Here is a 17,730-nt window from a genome sequence, read left to right as displayed (position 1 = left end):
CCCTCCTCATTCCCATGCAGCATTAGAGAAATAATTGGTTAATACATAAGTATAATCCAGTAAATAAAAGGATGGAGTATGAAATAATTGAGAAAAACTTTTGGCTCATGACTTTAAATAATAATTGTCCTAAAAATATGCCAATTAGTGCCACAGGAGCTCCAACCAAACTAGCGAGCCAAACTGTTTGTGTGGTACCGGCGACAACCATTTGGATAGTCAGACTGATTACATAAATATATAAATAAAAAGCAATTGTCGTTCCTCTGAGAATTTCCATATTCGTTTTGGTGCCCGAGAAATACAATAATAACGGCGGACCAGGCATCCCAATACTTGTCGTTAATGTTCCAGATAGCCCACCAGCGCCATAATCTCTATTTCTCGTTTGCTTCATCTTCAATTGAGCAATCATCAACACAGTCAAAACCAAAATTAGAATACCTATCCCTAGTTTTAGCCAGTTAAGCGGTAACCAAAGAAAAATGACCATCCCTAAAGGTAAACCAAAAATACTGCCGATGATGAGTCGTTTTAACACTTTTTGATCAACATCGACCTTGACTTTCCCTATCATGACAATCGAAATAAACAAAGATAAGATTAAGTTGATTTGAATGGCCTCCATCGGCTCAAAAAACAGCAGTAAAAACGGCGTCGCTAAAATAGAAAATCCATATCCCGTACTCGCCTGTAATATAGATGCAACTAAAATAAGAAGTATATATAAAATGAGCAATTGAGCAAACCACCTTCATTATTACAGAAACTTTCTCCCCTGCCTCTATTTTACCATTTCAGCTAACAAAACCCTCATAAGATGGACCGTTTGTTTCACGTGGAACGAGAAATTTTTGTGGGGACTTATCTAATTAAGATAAGAAAAAAGTGCCTCTTAATTAAAGGGATGTAGGACTACTTTTCCTTATTGAATTGCTGTTTAAAAAAACTTTGTTGGATACGGATATTTCACGTTTCAATCATGCCTTATTTTATATATACGACTATTTGTAATGGATGTTAGTTTACTGTTGCTTTAAATGTAAACATTCATTACTTTTTTACTGCCCTAATGATATAAACCGGCTCACTTCCTAATTTCTGTGGAGAAACGGTCATTTTCATATCGCTAAAACCGGCATCTTCCATTGCCTTCATCATATCCCCAGATGATACTCTCGGTCCTCTGGCATCTGCGGTTTTTTCAATATCAATGCATAAGAATGTACCTCGAGATTTTAAGGTACGCTTGATTTCTTCTAGTACAGCGGATAATGGTTTTACTTCATGTAGCGAGATTGAAGCGATCGCAATATCTACTTGTTCATCTGCTAATGGTATGTCTTTAAAATTAGCTATTACGGGCTGAATATTTGTGATCCCTCTCTTCTCTGCTGTTAGCTGCAAATAGTTTAAAATTTCCTCATCCAAATCAAGTGCATAAACCAAATCTACCCTTTCTGCTATAGGTAGTGCTACGTATCCTGCACCAGCTCCTATATCTAATACGACGTCACTATGATTGAGGGGGAGGTATTGAAATAATTCCTCAGCTGAAAAACGATTAATATTTTCAAGATGACTAATCTTTCTTTTTACTTTTTCATTCATAAGTAATAACCCCTTTTTAATTATAGATATAAACACTCTTTAATAACTATAATTTATTTAATCTTCTTTGTAAATGGGGAATATTGTAATGGATGAAAAAACGGAGCAGAGTTTGTTCTGCTCCTTTCTTTATGAGGATGCCTTTGTTTGGAGAAGCTTAATACCTAAGCCGACAAAGATCATGCCCGTTACCTTATTAATAATAAATTCTGCTTTAGGATTATTTCTAAGTTTTTTCGTTGTTGTAGAGGCAAAAAGCGCGACTATCGAACACCAAATGGTTCCTGTTACAACATAGGTCATACCAAGGATGATAAAAGGAAGTGGGCCATATCCATTGTCTACAGATATAAATTGGGGTAGAAATGAAATATAGAAAAGCGCCACTTTTGGATTGGTTAGATTGGTTAGTAAACCTTGAGCAAACACTTTCCTTGCAGTTAAAGGTTTCGTCTTTTTAACTTCAAATTGTGAGGATTTTTGAATGACCATACGTACGCCAAGATAAATTAAATACGCCGCACCAATCATCTTTACAATAGTAAATAAAATGACTGAGGTTGTAAGAATAAGAGATAATCCGATAGCAGCTAAAAATGTATGCACCATTGCTCCTGTAGATATACCAAGAACAGAGTATAACCCTGCCTTCTTACCTTGTGAGACACTCCGTGAGACAATATACATCGTATCTGTCCCAGGGGTAATATTCATAATAATCGCGGCGGCTAAAAACACCGTAAAACTTGTGATGCCAAACATCTAATCTTCCCCCTCAACCAATACATGTATTAAAATTACTTCCATTGTACTCCTCTCGCAAGAAAAGAAATAGAATATTTTTAAAAATTATTTCTGAACAAGGATAGCCATTGTCTCGCTTCTATCAGTGTAAGGCTCTCCAGCCACATTACTATACTCATTAATCACTTTAAATCCAGCATCTCGGAGCTCTCTTATCAACCGCTCCTTAGTAAAGTATTGATACCAAATGTGATACACATCAGCAGTTTCTTCAGTCAGTACCAAAGTTTGTTCAAGAGAAATTTCCTCATCATATTTTTTGTTATGAGAGATTTCCAAGAAAGGATGGGCAGACCAAAATCCCCCTTGATTATTCATTGACCATTGTTTTCCCTCTACAAAAGAATGATACTTATTAACGGTAAATACATCTAAAAATAGGCGTCCAGATTCAGTTAAGCAGCGATAAATATTCTTTAACAACTGCTTGCGATTCTTTGGCGATAATGCACCATAATCACAATAGATCAGCGTCGCAAAATCAAACGTATTTACGTCATCCATGTTCAGATAATCCTCAAAGCGATACTGTATCGGTAAATGCCTTTCACTAGCCTGGGCTTTGGCGTAAGCAATAGAGTTCTCGGAGAAATCAATCCCGGTAACCGCATAGCCTCTCATTGCCAGCTGTTCACAATAAAGACCTGGTCCACAACCGAGATCAACTACTCTATCTCCACTGTTCATAAGCTGTGAAATAAATCTTACCGAAGCATCTATAAATTTCGGTTCTCTACTCGCTCCTTCATGGTTTGGATTAAGATGTGCTTTTAAAAGCTGTTTTGCAATATACTCATCTTGCCAAAACATTTTTTCAGATGGTTGAAAAGCTTCTGGCTGTTCAATTTTGCTTAAAATCTCCTTATACATAAAAAGTCCCCCTAGTCGAAAGATATTGCATATTATAACAGAATTCAAGGAAAGCAACGATCATTCTCTTGCTGGATGAATACAGGGTTAACGGCTATACTATAAGAGATTCTTACTGAAAATTAGAGGTGTACAACGTGAAGCACGTAAATATTTTGATTGCCGATGATGAGGCGGAAATTGCTGACCTTGTAGGGCTCCATTTAGAAAAAGAAGGCTTTCATATTTTCAAAGTAAATGATGGAGAAGAAGCATTAAAAATTGTACAATCACAGCCAATTGATTTGGCTGTCTTAGATATTATGATGCCCCGTTTAGACGGACATGAAGTCACTAGAATGATTCGCGAACAAAACTATCTTTTTCCGATTATCTTTTTGAGCGCTAAAACATCTGATTTTGACCGAATCACCGGGCTTGTCATTGGAGCTGATGATTATATGACCAAACCGTTCAATCCTATGGAATTAGTGGCACGCGTCAAATCACAATTACGCCGGACAATGCTGTATAATCAATCAGCTTCAAAAGAGAATATTTTAGAGTTTCGAGGACTTACGATTGATCCTGATCAACATAAAGTAACAAAATATGATACGGTCCTCTCTCTCACCCCGAAGGAATTTGATATTCTCCTCTTACTCGCTAACCACCCGAATAAGGTTTTTAGTGCAGAGCATATTTTTCAAACTGTATGGGGAGATGCATATTATGACAACCAAAATACAGTGATGGTTCATATTCGCACATTAAGAAAGAAACTTGGGGAAGACAAGAACGAGTTTATTAAAACCGTCTGGGGAGTAGGTTATGCCTTTCATGGTTAAATTTAAAATTAATTTTCAAACGAAACTATTACTACTCGTCTTCGTTAGCATAATATTAGCTGGCTTAATCACCTATGCACTTTTTGCATTTATGCAATATTATTATCATCAGTTTGTGTTCATCGATGATCCTTTAGCTCGAATCAGGTGGGCATTAGGAAATAAGGGTCTATTTATTATTTTTGCGATTCTATATATTCTATTTACACTCGTCATTTTCAAATTACTTACAAGACGATTTTCATCTTATTTCAGTCATATTTCACATGGTTTAAAGCAATTAGCTAACAGTGATTTTCAATATGAAACAATAATCTCTACTAACGATGAATTCAGCCAAATAGCGATGGATTTAAATACAGCTAGTCTCAAGCTAAAAGAGGCGATTGAGCGTGGAGATTTTGCTGAGTCAAGCCGTGATCAGTTAATTGTCAATCTCGCCCATGACTTACGAACACCACTCACATCAGTCATTGGCTATTTAGATATTATCAAAAAAGACACTAGCTTAACCGAGGAACAAAAAAAGCATTATACAAACATTGTCTATAAAAAAGCTGGGCGGTTAGAAGAATTAATTGATCATCTTTTTGATATAACGAAATTAAATTATGGGAAACTCTCTATTATCAAAAGTGAAATTAATTTAAGTGAGTTATTATTACAACTCTGTGAGGAAATGTATCCTGCCCTAAAGAAGAATCACTTAGAGGCAAGATTACATTTACAACCCTCCTTAATGATTGAAGCAGATGGGAGACAATTAGCACGTGTATTTGAAAATCTCCTAAATAACGCAATACGCTATGGGGTGGATGGACAATTTATCGATATTCACTCTTCATTAGACGATGAAGGAGCGATTGTGCAGATTATTAACTACGGTGATGATATCAGAGAAAAGGACCTACCTTATATTTTCGATTCCTTTTACACATCCGACCCTTCTCGCGCCCATCAAGAAGGTGGAACAGGGTTAGGGTTATTTATTGCCAAGAATATTGTTGAACAGCATGGCGGTCGTATCACTGTCAATAGTACCGTCATACAAACAAGCTTTGAGATTAGACTTCCCGTTCATCCATCTACTTTGAATCATTAAAGGGATGATTTAAGAAAAACTTTATATTTACCCCTACTTTTTTTTAAGCTTTATTCTTTATCTTTAATTTTATGAATTGAAGGAGGAATAAACGTATGAAGAAGTGGGGATTTTTTTTAGCCATCATTTTATTTTTATTAATAGCCATCAATCAATATCTTACTTCGAATAAAGCCAATTTATTAAGGGATGATATTGAATACGCCAATGAGGAGAACGAAAACAATGATTTCAAGCCCATACCTTCTAATAGAAATTTATCTGTAGAAGAAGATATGATAAACGATGGTCAGCTATTACTTGTTAATGAAGTACATCCATTGAAGAAAAATACAATACTAGACGATGTAGTCAACGTATTTGAATATGATGAATTAGAGAAAGAGTTTGGTCTTATCGATACTAATATCGAATTGTCGATAGATTTATTATATCGATTTAATGATATGATACATGCAGCTAACAAAGAAGGAGATTTTCAATTTTTACTAACAAGTGGCTATCGAAGCTGGGACGCACAACAAACGCTGTATCAGGAAAAAGGGGCGGATTACGCTCTACCTGCTGGTTATAGTGAACATAATTTCGGACTAGCCCTTGATGTCGGTTCTCAAACAACCACTATGTATAAAGCAAAGGAAGCCCAATGGTTAGAAGAGAAAGCTTGGATGTATGGCTTTATTTTACGATTCCCTGAAAACAAAAGTGATATTACCGGCATTTCATATGAACCATGGCATATCCGCTATGTTGGTTTACCACATAGTGCAGTAATGCATGAGAAAAATCTTGTATTAGAGGAATATTTAAAACTGCTAGAAACAGAAAAGACAATTGACTTTACATTAGGTGATGTAACTTATCATATTCAATATTTCCCGGTCCATGATGGCAAAACTATTACCTTACCGGATGACGATTACTATCACATTTCTGGTGATAATAAAGAGGGTGTAATAGTCACTACTTACTCTCTTTAAAAAAATAACAGAGCTTTGACCATACTAATACATGAGAAACAAGAAAATTACTCGAGTAGTGTGCACAATTCAGTATGCACACCACTCGAGTAAAATTAAGCAGGATTTCATCACCGTTGTTATTATACATCTTTCTCCATAAACATTTAATAACCCAATCTTCGAACCACATCTGCTCGATCGACTTCATCAATCCAGTTACCATACTTTTCATATAGCTGTCTCAGAATCTGAACATTGCGGGCAATGACTTCACAACCACGATCATCGTATATGAAAAAGATGACATCTCTCGTTAAATTAATAAAGAAAACATCTGGATAATTGACATGATAACCACCAAAACGTGGTTTTAAAGGAAAGTCTTCATGAGCAGCTGCTTTTATAAGTGAATCTATTTGTACGTCTCGGCACTGGCATAATAAAGAGAATTGTTGTAATTGGTATGCGCCTGCATCCTCCACTTCAAAAGGATAAGGCATGGTTTCCACCTGAAGTTGATACAACTTTTTACGTTGCTTCAAATGAGATTGGTAAACCTTTAATTTTCTCGTTCTCTTTTCTTTTTCAGCCATTTTATACATATTAGTCACTAACATCACTTCATCCTCGCTAGCAAATAACTCCTTAAAAAGGGTTGTTGCCTGTTCATAAACAAGCTCAAATCTATCCATATTTAACTGACCTTGTTCGTTAAATTGGTAGATTTCTTCAGCGAACGTGAAAGGAATACCGATGTTCCATTGCTGATATATACTTGGCATTAGTTTTAATCCTGGAAATTGAGACTGCAAATAGTTTGATAACTCCATAGAAGCCCTTTCTTACAGGATTGCATATTGTTCATTTAACACATCTGTAATAAACATATGACCAGGGGCATGCGTAATCATAATCTCTGGTTTTGCCCGCATCGCCACTGCTTGTGGGGTTACGCCACATGCCCAAAATACAGGAACTTCTCCATCTTTAATGGTAACCGCATCTCCGAACTCAGGTTTGTTAATATCTTTAATCCCTATTTTTTCTGGATTTCCTAAATGTACCGGGGCACCGTGGACTGAAGGAAAACGACTCGTTACTTGAATAGCCCTTATCGCATCCGCTTCTTTCATTGGTCTCATACTTACCACCATCGGCCCTTCAAACATACCAGATTTTACACATTCAATATTTGTTTCATACATCGGCACATTGCAGTTTTCTTCGATATGTCTGATTGGAATATGATTATTTAAAAGCGCTTCTTCAAAAGTAAAGCTACAACCAATTAGAAAGCCAACCATATCTGTACGCCAATAACCGGTTGCATCTTGCACCTCATCCACAAGTTCTCCATGCTTATATATACGGTACTTAGGGATATCTGTCATAATATTGCCGTTTGGTGCGGCTAACTTTGGTATAACTGATCCGACCTCTGTTACATCGATAATCGGACAAGACTTTTGGTTTCTTTGACAAAATAATAAAAAGTCAAAGGCAAGTTCTTTTGGTAATACAGCTAAATTCGCTTGGATAAAGCCATTAGCAATGCCAGCAGTGGGCTGCTTCCAATAACCTTCCCTAATCTGCTTACGTGCTTCTTCAGGACTTACTGTTGTTAAATTCAATCTTATTCACACCTTTCAAGCTATTATTCAAACAATTGTGGGATCCCATTAATTAAAGAGTAACCGCCCATTAATGCCATAACAATGACAATTAGTAGCCCAAACAAGGTTAACCATAACGGATGTTTATAATCGCCAACAATCTTCGCCTTATGTGCAGCAATTAACATCACACCTAGAGCGATAGGCAAAATTAGTCCATTTAATGAACCAACTAATACGAGGATTTTCACTGGTTGTCCAATCATAACAAATACAAGGGTAGATATTGCGATAAAACCTACTGTAAACCATTTTGCATTTTTATCAATGAAATGGGTGAATGTCCGAATAAATGAAACGGATGTATAGGCCGCACCAACGACAGATGTAACCGCTGCTGCCCACATAATCACACCAAATATTTTATAGCCAACATTGCCGGCAGCATGTTGAAACACAGATGCTGCTGGATTATCAGGGTTTAAAGTTAACCCTTGAGAAACAATCCCTAAAGCAGCTAAGAAAAGGAAAATTCTCATTAATGAGGCAATTCCAATGGCACTCACTGCACTTCTTGTTACTTGTGGTAAAGCTTCTTTCCCTTTAATACCAGCATCTAATAAACGATGCCCACCGGCAAAGGTAATGTAACCACCGACTGTTCCACCTACTAGTGTAACAATAGCTAAAATATCAATCGTTTCTGGTACAAATGTACGTGTCACAGCTTCACCAACTGGAGGAGAGGCAGTAAACATGACATAAACCATCAATCCAATCATGACAAACCCTAGCACTTGTGTGAAGCGGTCCATTAGCTTTCCTGCTTCTCGAACAACAAAAATACCAATAGCAACTAATCCACTTAATAAAGCGCCTAATTCTGGAGAAACACCAAATAATACATTCGTTCCAAGTCCAGCTCCAGCAATATTACCAATATTAAAAGCCAGTCCCCCCATCACTATGAGTAAGGCCAAGAAATAACCTAATCCAGGTAAAACCTGATTAGCAATATCTTGCGCTTTCTTTTCTGAGACGGCTAAAATTCGCCAAATATTTAATTGTGCTCCGATATCTATGATAATCGAGACTAAAATAACAAACCCAAAGCTTGCTGCTAGTTTTTCTGTAAACACAGTTGTTTGTGTTAAAAAGCCAGGCCCTATTGCTGAAGTAGCCATTAGGAAGGCTGCACCTAAAATAATACTTCTAGTTGATTGTGTTTTCATTAAGCTTCTCCTATTCGTCTCACTTGGATATTTTCTTTTTGTAGAGTCGCATGAATGAGTTTAGCAAATGCCAATGCATGTTTGCCGTCACCATGAATACAAACAGTATCTGCTAAAATGTCAACATCCTTGCCACTTACAGACGCTACTTTCCCTTCCTTTACCATACGAACGACCTGTGCGACCGCTACCTCTTGGTCGGTAATTAATGCATTTGATTCTCTCCTTGAAGTCAAGGAACCGTCATCTTGATACGTACGGTCAGAGAATACTTCACTTGCCGTTTTTAAACCTATCTTCGCACCCGCTTTTACTAGCTCGCTACCAGCTAAGCCAAACAAAATTAATTCGGGATCGACTTTGTACACAGCTTCTGCAATAGCTTCAGACAACTGAGCGTCTTTTGCTGCCATATTGAAAAGGGCTCCGTGTGGTTTAACATGTTGCAACTTTCCGCCCTCAGACTGAACAAAAGCGGACAATGCGCCAATTTGGTAGACAACAATATCATACGCTTCTTGAGGGGAGATATTCATTTCTCTTCTACCAAAGCCAACTAAGTCTTGTGTTCCTGGATGAGCACCAATCCCCACTTTTTTCTCTAATGCCAGTTTCACCGTCTTACGCATCGTTGTCGCATCACCTGCATGGAAGCCACAAGCAATATTTGCACTGGTCACATAATTTAAAATTTCTTCATCATTACCAATTGAATAGTTACCGAAACTCTCACCTAAATCACAGTTTAAATCAATCTTTATCATCGTTATCCTCCTATCGATATTTTATTTGGATACTCCTTTTATACTCATAGAGCCTTTGCTCCTTTTGAATAAAGAGCTTTTGAGCTTCTGTAAAAGATATCTTTTCAAAAAACACCTCTTCTCCAGGCTTTGTTTGAGCCAACACATGTAAATCGATGGATGCCACCTGTCCAATCTTCGGGTATCCTCCAGTCGTTTGCCTATCAGCCATTAAGATGATTGGTTGCCCGTCAGGAGGTACTTGAATGGTCCCCATAGCAACAGCCTCTGAGATCATTTCTTTCTCTTCTGATAATGCGAGTGCACTACCATTCAGGCGATAACCCATTCGATCCGACTGTGAAGCTACCTTATAAGGGTTATTAAATAATGCTATTTTGCTTTCTTTATTAAAAAGAGAAAATTGCTTCCCTTCAATGACCCTAATTCTTTGATTAGAGGGCCTTCTCATCTGAACCGGTATATGCCATTTTGCTTCAACAAATGGCTTGTTAGGTTGTTTTAATGAATCGATCATTTTTTTCGATAAGCTACTCTTCTCTTTTAAAGTTAATCGATCGCCTTTTTGAAGCGCGCGCCCATTATGTCCGCCAATATGTGCACGTAAATAAGTAGCATAACTATCCATGACCAACTCGACATCAAACCCACCAGCAATGGCTAAATAAGTACGACAGCCCTCTTTATACGAAGCGAATGTTAGCTCACTTCCGGCATTTACCCAAATAGGTTTCCACAGCCCTACTTGCTGTCCATTAATTTGCGGACCGATATCTCCTCCACAAAGACTAATCAAACAATCTTCGTGAAAAACAATGCGTGGGCCAATTAATGTCATTTCTAATGTAGGTTGTTCTTCGGTGTTCCCGACAAGCATATTCGCAATCTTATGCGCATCTTGATCCATGACACCACTGGCGATTACACCATATTTCTGGTATCCTGTTCGGCCAAGATCTTGTAGGGTCGATAATAAACCTGGTTTCTTAATCTCTATCATGACTGCTCAGCCTCCAATTGCTTATACTCATCAAAGCTAATTGGCTTAAATTGAATGCGATCGCCAGCCCTTAACAAAGTTGGCATTTCTTCCTGTGGTGTAAATAATTCGATTGGCGTCCTTCCAATCAATTGCCAACCTCCAGGTGTTTCAATAGGATATACACCTGTTTGCATCCCTGCAATCCCAACAGTCCGAGCTGGAATTTGTAGCCTTGGTGATTTCCTCCTAGGTGCCGCAATCTTTTCAGACATTCCTCCGATGAATGGAAAGCCAGGAGCAAAACCAATCATATGGACCAAATAATCACCAGCTGAATGAATTTCGATTACTTCATCGGGTGTTAGGTGATTTAACCGGGCAACCTCATGTAAATCGGGACCAAATTCCCCACCATAACAGACAGGAATGTCAATTTTCCTCGAAGATAGGCGATTTTGTGTATCCACAGATTTTAATAATTCATTCAGTTCTGCGCATACAAATTCATAAGGCAGTTGCTCTTTATCGCATAATTGACTAACCTTCCAAATGTCATAAAATACCGAAATATTCGTGTAAGCTGGAATGCATTCCTTCATCCACGGTAAGCGTTGATCCTCGAGAAAATTCGAGAACATTTGAATTTGTTGTTGGGTTTCAGATGAAATCTGATCCCCTAATTCTATAAGAAGAGCTTGGTCTCCCAACGGACAAAAGTGCCATTTCAATTTACACCCCTCCTTATCTAAGCTGTTCAGTTTATTTGTAAAAAATTCAATTATACTAATAATCTATTTATACAGATTATTTTATTTAAATAATACAATAAAGTATTAAAAATAAAAAGCAACCCTAACGATATTTACTATCTTTCAATAATAAAGATTGTTAGAGTTGCTTTATTGATGAATGCTTAATAGTTTTTTGTATTTAATTGATAATGATTCATTAAGTTCGTGATTTGATTACAAAAATGAGTAGCATTTTTCTCGCAATCCTCTTTTACCCAGTTTAGTATAATTTTGGTGAACCCACCAATTTGAAATTGAATTAAGTATTCTGCAATATCAACGTCAGTGAATACTTCCGCTAGCCCCTCTTCTATCATTTCAATGAATTCTTCCATAACTAAGTATTCCAAATCATGCGCAAATAGCTTTCTCAATACTGGTTTTTGTAGTTCTGTGATCATAAACATCATATGGATCATTTGCGCTATAGTTAGATTATCTTGTTTCTTCCTCATATTGAATAAATCTCTATACAATTGACGTAAATAGATGCGTATAATATCTTCTTTTGTGCCAAAGTTTCTATAAAAAGTTATTCGTGCAATCCCTGCTTGTTTCGTAATTGCTGAAATTTTTATTTCACGAAATTGAAATTGATTCATCAATTCCATTAAAGCACTACACACAATCTCACGTGTTTTGGTTACTTGCTTATTCGTTGCTTCATTCAATTTTCTACTCCTTTTTAGGATCTATTTACTTTCTCTATAAACACAATTGCTCTAATCTAGTTCTAAATTCTCAATTAATTAAAACAAAACACATTCTTTTTACCTATAACATATTTATTTTAACACAAAACGCTCTATAAAAACCTGCTCAAAAATATATAGATAGAATGGACGAATTAACAGTATACTAATTTTGAATCCATAAAAACTAGGTGATAGTAAATGACCTTTGATCAACTAAAACATTTTTCAACTGTGGCAAAAACACAATCATTCACTGTGGCAGCTCATGAACTTTTCCTTTCTATATCGGCATTAAGTCAATCCATCAGTAGTTTAGAGACCGAGCTAGGGTTGATGTTGTTTAAACGCTCCCGTTCTGGTGCCCATTTAACTGCTGAAGGCGCTCTATTAATTGAAAAGGCAGAAGAAATCATGAAGATGACGGAAGAGTTTCAAACATTCGCGCAAGCGCAAACAGAAAAACTCCAAGGGCATCTTCGTATCTCTACAATACCAGGCCCTTCAAACGCCTTACTTGCCGCTGTATTTTCTTTTAAGAAAGAACATCCAAATGTCTCCATAGAGCTTCAAGAGTTAGGACCAAAGGAGATAACAGAAAAACTAATCAACGAAGAAATGGACGTGGGTATGCTTGTTGTTGGGCCATCTTCTGAAGTAAATGAAGATAAATTCCACTTTGAACCACTGCTAGAAGGCTATATGGTTGCTGGCGTACAAGCCCATTCCGCACTTGCTGAAAAGCCTTTTATTTCAAAAAAAGATTTATCAAGATATCCCATTATTTTATATCAAGATGCTTACCTTAATCAGACGATCAAACAGCTTCTTGATAACAATAGCCAAAGAAATCTAGTTGTAAAAACCAATCATACAAATGCAATTACCCAATGGGTATCTAGTGGTAATGCGATAACGATTGGACTTGATTATTCATTTCAGCATATTGATGGGATTACCGGGGTGAAAATACAAGAATTAAAAGAAGAAAGAGTTCACTACGGCTGGGTTCATTTAAAGAAAAAACATATAAACCGACTGACAGATATTTTCCTTGAAACATTAAACCAGGAAATGAATAAGCTTATTGCGCAATCAAACGAGATGTGACATTTATGAAAAGGAACGTCCTCTGCATAAGGAAATGAAAATTGGCTAAGAACATCGGTTTAAAGGGGTAAAAATCCGAACGCACACGAACCCTGAACAGCCCCCTGTCAAGTAGACAGTGGAAATAATAAAAAGTTACCTAAGCGGCTATAGCTCTATATTCCATAGGGCTATAGCCGTTTAGTCGTTTTTGGTATCGATTATGATTATAGAAGTGAATATACTCCGTTATGGCATTGGAAAGTTCCTCATAGGTCATAAATTTATGTAAATAATATTTCTCACATTTCAGTGTTCCCCAAAAGGATTCCATAGGTCCATTATCGATACATCGCCCAACGCGAGACATACTATGAGTCATTTTTAACTTTTTTATCCTACTTTTAAATCCATAGGAGGTGTATTGATAACCACGGTCGCTATGAATGAGAGGCTCCTTTCCCTTTAAATGCTTTGTCGCCAGGTCAAGTGTATCGAACACCAGTTCATTGTTATTAGAATGCCCGAGAACATAACTAATAATAGAACCATCATAGAGATCACGAATGGCACTTAAATAAGCTTTTTGGGAGGAACCATATTTAAATTCTGTGACATCCGTGACCCATTTTTCATTCGGCTTATTAGCTGTAAACTCACGATTTAATATATTTTCCGTGACATATTGGGGGATAGAACGTTTATATCGTTTTTTCTTCACTCGAATCACCGAGCGTAATTGAGCCACTTTCATTAATCGATAGATTCTCTTATGATTCAGTGGCTTATTAAATTTTCTATTCAAATGAAGAGTCATTTGGCGATAGCCGAAAATCCCCTTCATTTGTATATGGAGGATTTTCATCTCTTTCATAATAGCTTCATTCAGAATCTCTTGGGAAGTCGGTTGACGTCTTAGCCATTTATAATAAGCGCTCCGAGTGACGCCCGCGATATCACACAGAAGAACTATGCTTAGATTCTCTTTCTTATGTAGTTCCTGTATGGCGACATACTTATCTTTAAATCGAATCCTGCTTATTTCCGCCTCCTTTCGAGTTCCTCCAACTTTTTTAAGAATAAGTTCTCTGCACGTAATCGTTCATTTTCTTGTGCTAGCTTTTTCATTTCGAGTTTCATTTTTTCTTCTGGTGTTAACTCAATTTCTGTTTTATTCCTCCCTCGTTTGTCTTGAAGACCTTCCTCTCCACTTTCTTCATATTTTTTAACCCATGTATAGACTTGTTGGTAAGACACTTGAAAAGTGTCAGCTGTCTTCTGATAATCTTTTCCGTTCCCCAAGCAATCAAGTACAACTTGAATTCGTTCCTTCCAAGTTGTTTTTCTTCCTTTAGTCATAGAGCTCGTCCTTTCTTTTGACGTATCCTTTATTTCACTATGACTATTATACTTCTTCAACCATAACCTGAGGACAGACTCATCTGATATTTTATATCTTTTGGCAATTTCCTCTAAAGAATAGTGGCCGGATAGGTAGTCCTTCATGGCTAATATTTTTAAATTCTTCGGGTACGTTTTCCAGGATGTCGATTCTTTAAGACCTTCAAATCCATACATATCAAATTTATACTTCCAAATTCGAATGGCACTTCTACTAACCTTATACTTTTTTATTATCTCCGCTACAGATAAAATACCATCTTTTAATGTATTTATTACTTCTATCCTAACTTCGAGTGGATGAGCTCTTTTAGACATAAATATACTCCCCTTTTAGTAGCCAGATTTTATTTTTTTATCTGTCTACCTAGAGGGGAGCATATCACCCTAAAGAAAGCATTCGAGTGACTGTTCGGATTTTCTTCTTATACTAAAATAACCCACAAAATCATTGCTACGATGATAGAAACAAGTCCTTGTAATAATGTCGCCATTGTTTGAGCTTTGTAAGCATCTGTTACCTTCATACCAGTAAATTGTGTAACAACCCAGAAGTAACTATCATTCACATGACTAACGGTCATTGCACCCGCTCCAATAGCCATTACAACTAATGCTAGCGGTACTGCTCCTTCAATACCAACAACCGGAAGCATTGGGGCAATTAATGAAGATGTTAGTACTAATGCTGTTGTTGATGAACCTTGTGCTGACTTTAATGCTGCAGCAATCATGAAAGGAATAATCAAGAACAGCGCACCTGTAAACATATCGGAAATGTCCCAACCCTGAATAATATCAGCAACACCAGAGTTTTTGATTACTGTCCCAAAAACTCCACCTGCTCCAGTAATTAAAAGTACAGGTGCGGCATCTAATAATCCTTTACCAACCCAATTAGTTAATGTTTCCTCATTAAATTGAGGTAATAATGGTAGAGCAGCGAGAATACCAATGAACAATGCTATAACTGGTGTACCTAAGAAACCAATAAATTGTGCAAACCAACCTTCGTATCCCAGAACGGCAACAATTGAACCTAACCCGATTAATAGAATAGGTAAGATAATTGGGAAGAATGCTTGAAAAGTCGAAGGCATCTTACCAAATGAAGCGACAACCTTATCATAATCGAATTCCTCTGTGTTACGATCCTCTGGAACTTCAATTCTTGTTGCTACTTTAACTGACCAAAGATAACCAATGGCAGCAGCAGGAATGGCTACAATAAAACCAATTAAAATCACTGTTCCTAAATAGGCTTCTGCACCAATATTCCCCGCAGCGGCAATTGGGCCTGGTGTTGGTGGTACAAGTGTATGAGTGGCATATAATCCTGTAGCTAGTGCTACAGACATTGAAGCCATCGTTACTTTAGCTCTCTTAGCTAATGCCTGGCGTAAACTATTAAGAATAATAAAACCAGAATCACAGAACACTGGAATAGAGACGATGAAACCAATAATACTCATGGCAAGCTGTGGTCTCTTTGGACCCACGATACGTAACACAACCTCTGCCATTCGATAAGCCGCACCTGCTTTTTCTAAGATCACTCCAATAATTGTTCCAAACACAATGACAAGACCGATACTTGTCATAACACCGCCAAATCCACTATTAATGCTCTCAACTATTAAATCAAATGGCATACCTGATGCAAATCCAACGAATAGAGCACCTATTAGTAAAGACATAAATGGATGAATCTTAAACTTTGTTGTCGCTAATACGATAATTAAAACCCCAATAGCAATGATGAAGAATAACATTCTTTTCCCTCCTAAAAATGGATTTATCTTTGAAACGCAATAAATGTTCTCATTACTCGTTCAGCAGCATCCGCTAGCAATTCTGCTGAACGCTTCATCGCCTCGTCTAACTCCATAGGGCTTGTCACTAAACTGTGGACACTAGTAATGCCATATTCATATAACTCTTCAATACCTTTACCAATAGAACCCGCTAGAACAAAGACAGGAATATGATTGATTCTCGCTGCCTCTGCCACACCCATAGGTGTCTTACCAGAGGCGGTTTGAAAATCACACTGGCCTTCACCAGTAAATACACAATCGGCATTCACCATTTTTTCCTTCAGTCCAGTGTACTCAATAACAAGATCAATCCCTCTTTTCATATCTGCATTGAAAAAGGCTTGGAAAGCACCACCAATTCCTCCTGCTGCACCTGCACCCGGCCGATCATGTAAGCGAACTTTAGTCGCATGCTCAATCACATCTGCCCAGTTACCCATATAGTGATCTAACATCTCAACTACTTCAGGACTTGCCCCTTTTTGAGGACCAAAAACATGAGAAGCACCATTAGGACCAATAAACGGATTTTGTACATCAGAAGCGATTAGAAATTGACAATCCTTAATCCGCGAATCAAGAGAGTCTAATTGAACAGACGTAACCTCACCTAACGCTTCTCCCCCAAGACCAATTTCATCTCCGGCATCGTTCATCATTTTTAGCCCTAGAGCTTGTAACATACCAGCTCCGCCATCATTGGTAGCGCTTCCACCAACTGCTAAAATAAAATGACGATAACCATCATCTAACGCTTGCTTAATTAATTCCCCTGTGCCAAAAGTTGTAGCAATCAGTGGATTGCGTTCACTTTTATTTATCAGCTCTAGACCAGAGGCACTCGCCATCTCAATAACACATGTCTTTTCATCGCCGAGTACACCATACTCCGCCGCGACCTTTTTGTGTAATGGACCCATTACACTAACTTTTACCTTTTTTCCCCCCGTTGCGGAAACAAGACTATCCATTGTTCCTTCTCCACCATCCGCTACAGGCACAGAAATAACTTCACACGAAGGAAGCGCTTTCTTAACACCTTTAGCAATTGCTTCTGCAGCAGAAACACTCGATAAGCTACCCTTATATGAATCAGGTGCAATAACTACTTTCATAAACTCGCCACCTAACATCTATTGTGTTATCCTTATTATAATTATGTGTCATACTATT

The 17,730-nt window shown here is 37.4% G+C and carries 18 protein-coding genes; 4 read left to right on the top strand and 14 right to left on the bottom strand.

Going from position 1 to position 17,730, the window contains the following annotated elements:
* Window positions 1-22: 22 nt before the first annotated feature.
* From MKX29_RS09870 to MKX29_RS09855, 4 genes are all read right to left on the bottom strand, one after another.
* Entirely contained in the window at window positions 23-739 is a 717-nt protein-coding gene (locus MKX29_RS09870; RefSeq protein ID WP_224936895.1) for a sulfite exporter TauE/SafE family protein, read from the bottom strand.
* 314 nt (window positions 740-1,053) lie between these two features.
* Window positions 1,054-1,611 carry a class I SAM-dependent methyltransferase gene (locus tag MKX29_RS09865; protein WP_341105279.1) on the bottom strand — a complete coding sequence of 186 codons (558 nt, stop codon included), beginning with the start codon at window positions 1,609-1,611 and terminating at the stop codon, window positions 1,054-1,056.
* Window positions 1,612-1,740: 129 nt separating this feature from the next.
* Window positions 1,741-2,373: a LysE family translocator gene (locus MKX29_RS09860; protein ID WP_224936897.1), complete on the bottom strand. Its 633-nt coding sequence runs from the start codon at window positions 2,371-2,373 to the stop codon at window positions 1,741-1,743.
* A gap of 87 nt (window positions 2,374-2,460) precedes the next feature.
* Entirely contained in the window at window positions 2,461-3,285 is an 825-nt protein-coding gene (locus tag MKX29_RS09855) for a methyltransferase domain-containing protein (RefSeq protein WP_341105277.1), read from the bottom strand.
* A gap of 137 nt (window positions 3,286-3,422) precedes the next feature.
* Between MKX29_RS09855 and MKX29_RS09850 the strand changes: the two genes are divergently transcribed.
* The 3 genes from MKX29_RS09850 (at window position 3,423) to MKX29_RS09840 (ending at window position 6,194) form a co-directional block, all read left to right on the top strand.
* Window positions 3,423-4,112, top strand: coding sequence for a response regulator transcription factor (locus MKX29_RS09850; protein WP_224936899.1), 690 nt, complete (start codon window positions 3,423-3,425; stop codon window positions 4,110-4,112).
* On the top strand, window positions 4,105-5,214 hold the full coding sequence (locus MKX29_RS09845) for a HAMP domain-containing sensor histidine kinase (protein WP_341105274.1): 1,110 nt from the start codon (window positions 4,105-4,107) through the stop codon (window positions 5,212-5,214). Before MKX29_RS09850 ends, MKX29_RS09845 begins: the two co-directional genes overlap by 8 nt.
* 95 nt (window positions 5,215-5,309) lie before the next feature.
* Window positions 5,310-6,194 (top strand): M15 family metallopeptidase, encoded by an 885-nt coding sequence (locus MKX29_RS09840; protein ID WP_341105272.1) that lies wholly within the window; start codon window positions 5,310-5,312, stop codon window positions 6,192-6,194.
* Window positions 6,195-6,340: 146 nt separating this feature from the next.
* On the opposite strand, the gene MKX29_RS09835 is transcribed toward MKX29_RS09840, so the two are convergent.
* From MKX29_RS09835 to MKX29_RS09805, 7 genes are all read right to left on the bottom strand, one after another.
* Complete coding sequence (locus MKX29_RS09835; RefSeq protein ID WP_341105270.1) at window positions 6,341-7,006, bottom strand: DUF3885 domain-containing protein; 666 nt, start codon at window positions 7,004-7,006, stop codon at window positions 6,341-6,343.
* A 12-nt stretch (window positions 7,007-7,018) separates the two neighbouring features.
* Window positions 7,019-7,807, bottom strand: a complete 789-nt coding sequence (locus tag MKX29_RS09830) for a putative hydro-lyase (protein ID WP_281202844.1) — start codon at window positions 7,805-7,807, stop codon at window positions 7,019-7,021.
* Window positions 7,808-7,830: 23 nt separating this feature from the next.
* Window positions 7,831-9,021, bottom strand: a complete 1,191-nt coding sequence (locus tag MKX29_RS09825) for an NRAMP family divalent metal transporter (protein ID WP_224936904.1) — start codon at window positions 9,019-9,021, stop codon at window positions 7,831-7,833.
* Window positions 9,021-9,785, bottom strand: coding sequence for a LamB/YcsF family protein (locus MKX29_RS09820; RefSeq protein ID WP_251162410.1), 765 nt, complete (start codon window positions 9,783-9,785; stop codon window positions 9,021-9,023). The genes MKX29_RS09825 and MKX29_RS09820 overlap by 1 nt, the downstream gene beginning before the upstream one ends.
* A gap of 10 nt (window positions 9,786-9,795) precedes the next feature.
* A complete protein-coding gene (locus tag MKX29_RS09815; RefSeq protein WP_341105264.1) occupies window positions 9,796-10,785 on the bottom strand; it encodes a 5-oxoprolinase subunit C family protein in 990 nt (329 codons plus the stop codon).
* Window positions 10,782-11,495, bottom strand: a complete 714-nt coding sequence (pxpB, locus tag MKX29_RS09810; RefSeq protein WP_341105262.1) for a 5-oxoprolinase subunit PxpB — start codon at window positions 11,493-11,495, stop codon at window positions 10,782-10,784. Before pxpB ends, MKX29_RS09815 begins: the two co-directional genes overlap by 4 nt.
* 185 nt (window positions 11,496-11,680) lie before the next feature.
* A complete protein-coding gene (locus tag MKX29_RS09805; protein ID WP_281202846.1) occupies window positions 11,681-12,229 on the bottom strand; it encodes a TetR/AcrR family transcriptional regulator in 549 nt (182 codons plus the stop codon).
* A 222-nt stretch (window positions 12,230-12,451) separates the two neighbouring features.
* Between MKX29_RS09805 and MKX29_RS09800 the strand changes: the two genes are divergently transcribed.
* Entirely contained in the window at window positions 12,452-13,360 is a 909-nt protein-coding gene (locus MKX29_RS09800; RefSeq protein ID WP_281202847.1) for a LysR family transcriptional regulator, read from the top strand.
* A gap of 139 nt (window positions 13,361-13,499) precedes the next feature.
* On the opposite strand, the gene MKX29_RS09795 is transcribed toward MKX29_RS09800, so the two are convergent.
* The 3 genes from MKX29_RS09795 to MKX29_RS09785 form a co-directional block, all read right to left on the bottom strand.
* Window positions 13,500-15,058, bottom strand: a protein-coding gene (locus tag MKX29_RS09795) for an IS3 family transposase (protein WP_224939358.1) whose coding sequence is annotated in 2 segments (ribosomal slippage) — window positions 13,500-14,404 and window positions 14,404-15,058 — 1,560 coding nt in all. Because the reading frame shifts where the segments join, the coding sequence is not laid out codon by codon here.
* Window positions 15,059-15,165: 107 nt separating this feature from the next.
* Window positions 15,166-16,512 (bottom strand): GntP family permease, encoded by a 1,347-nt coding sequence (locus MKX29_RS09790; protein ID WP_224936910.1) that lies wholly within the window; start codon window positions 16,510-16,512, stop codon window positions 15,166-15,168.
* Between the two features lie 23 nt (window positions 16,513-16,535).
* Window positions 16,536-17,672, bottom strand: coding sequence for a glycerate kinase (locus MKX29_RS09785; RefSeq protein ID WP_341105256.1), 1,137 nt, complete (start codon window positions 17,670-17,672; stop codon window positions 16,536-16,538).
* Between the last annotated feature and the right edge of the window lie 58 nt (window positions 17,673-17,730).

It is taken from the genome of Cytobacillus sp. FSL R7-0696 (assembly GCF_038006865.1).
Taxonomy (GTDB): domain Bacteria; phylum Bacillota; class Bacilli; order Bacillales; family Cytobacillaceae; genus Cytobacillus; species Cytobacillus kochii.
The sequence above is the reverse complement of the archived record's forward strand: the minus strand, read 5'-3'. Positions and strand labels throughout refer to the sequence as shown.

Excerpts from the sequence above, each read along its gene's own strand:
- MKX29_RS09865 (WP_341105279.1), bottom strand. The coding sequence starts at position 1,611 with ATGAATGAAAAAGTAAAAAGAAAGATTAGTCATCTTGAAAATATTAAT.
- MKX29_RS09855 (WP_341105277.1), bottom strand. The coding sequence starts at position 3,285 with ATGTATAAGGAGATTTTAAGCAAAATTGAACAGCCAGAAGCTTTTCAA.
- MKX29_RS09860 (WP_224936897.1), bottom strand. The coding sequence starts at position 2,373 with ATGTTTGGCATCACAAGTTTTACGGTGTTTTTAGCCGCCGCGATTATT.
- MKX29_RS09815 (WP_341105264.1), bottom strand. The coding sequence starts at position 10,785 with ATGATAGAGATTAAGAAACCAGGTTTATTATCGACCCTACAAGATCTT.
- MKX29_RS09840 (WP_341105272.1), top strand. The coding sequence starts at position 5,310 with ATGAAGAAGTGGGGATTTTTTTTAGCCATCATTTTATTTTTATTAATA.
- MKX29_RS09790 (WP_224936910.1), bottom strand. The coding sequence starts at position 16,512 with ATGTTATTCTTCATCATTGCTATTGGGGTTTTAATTATCGTATTAGCG.
- MKX29_RS09835 (WP_341105270.1), bottom strand. The coding sequence starts at position 7,006 with ATGGAGTTATCAAACTATTTGCAGTCTCAATTTCCAGGATTAAAACTA.
- MKX29_RS09820 (WP_251162410.1), bottom strand. The coding sequence starts at position 9,785 with ATGATAAAGATTGATTTAAACTGTGATTTAGGTGAGAGTTTCGGTAAC.
- MKX29_RS09825 (WP_224936904.1), bottom strand. The coding sequence starts at position 9,021 with ATGAAAACACAATCAACTAGAAGTATTATTTTAGGTGCAGCCTTCCTA.
- MKX29_RS09785 (WP_341105256.1), bottom strand. The coding sequence starts at position 17,672 with ATGAAAGTAGTTATTGCACCTGATTCATATAAGGGTAGCTTATCGAGT.
- MKX29_RS09845 (WP_341105274.1), top strand. The coding sequence starts at position 4,105 with ATGGTTAAATTTAAAATTAATTTTCAAACGAAACTATTACTACTCGTC.
- MKX29_RS09800 (WP_281202847.1), top strand. The coding sequence starts at position 12,452 with ATGACCTTTGATCAACTAAAACATTTTTCAACTGTGGCAAAAACACAA.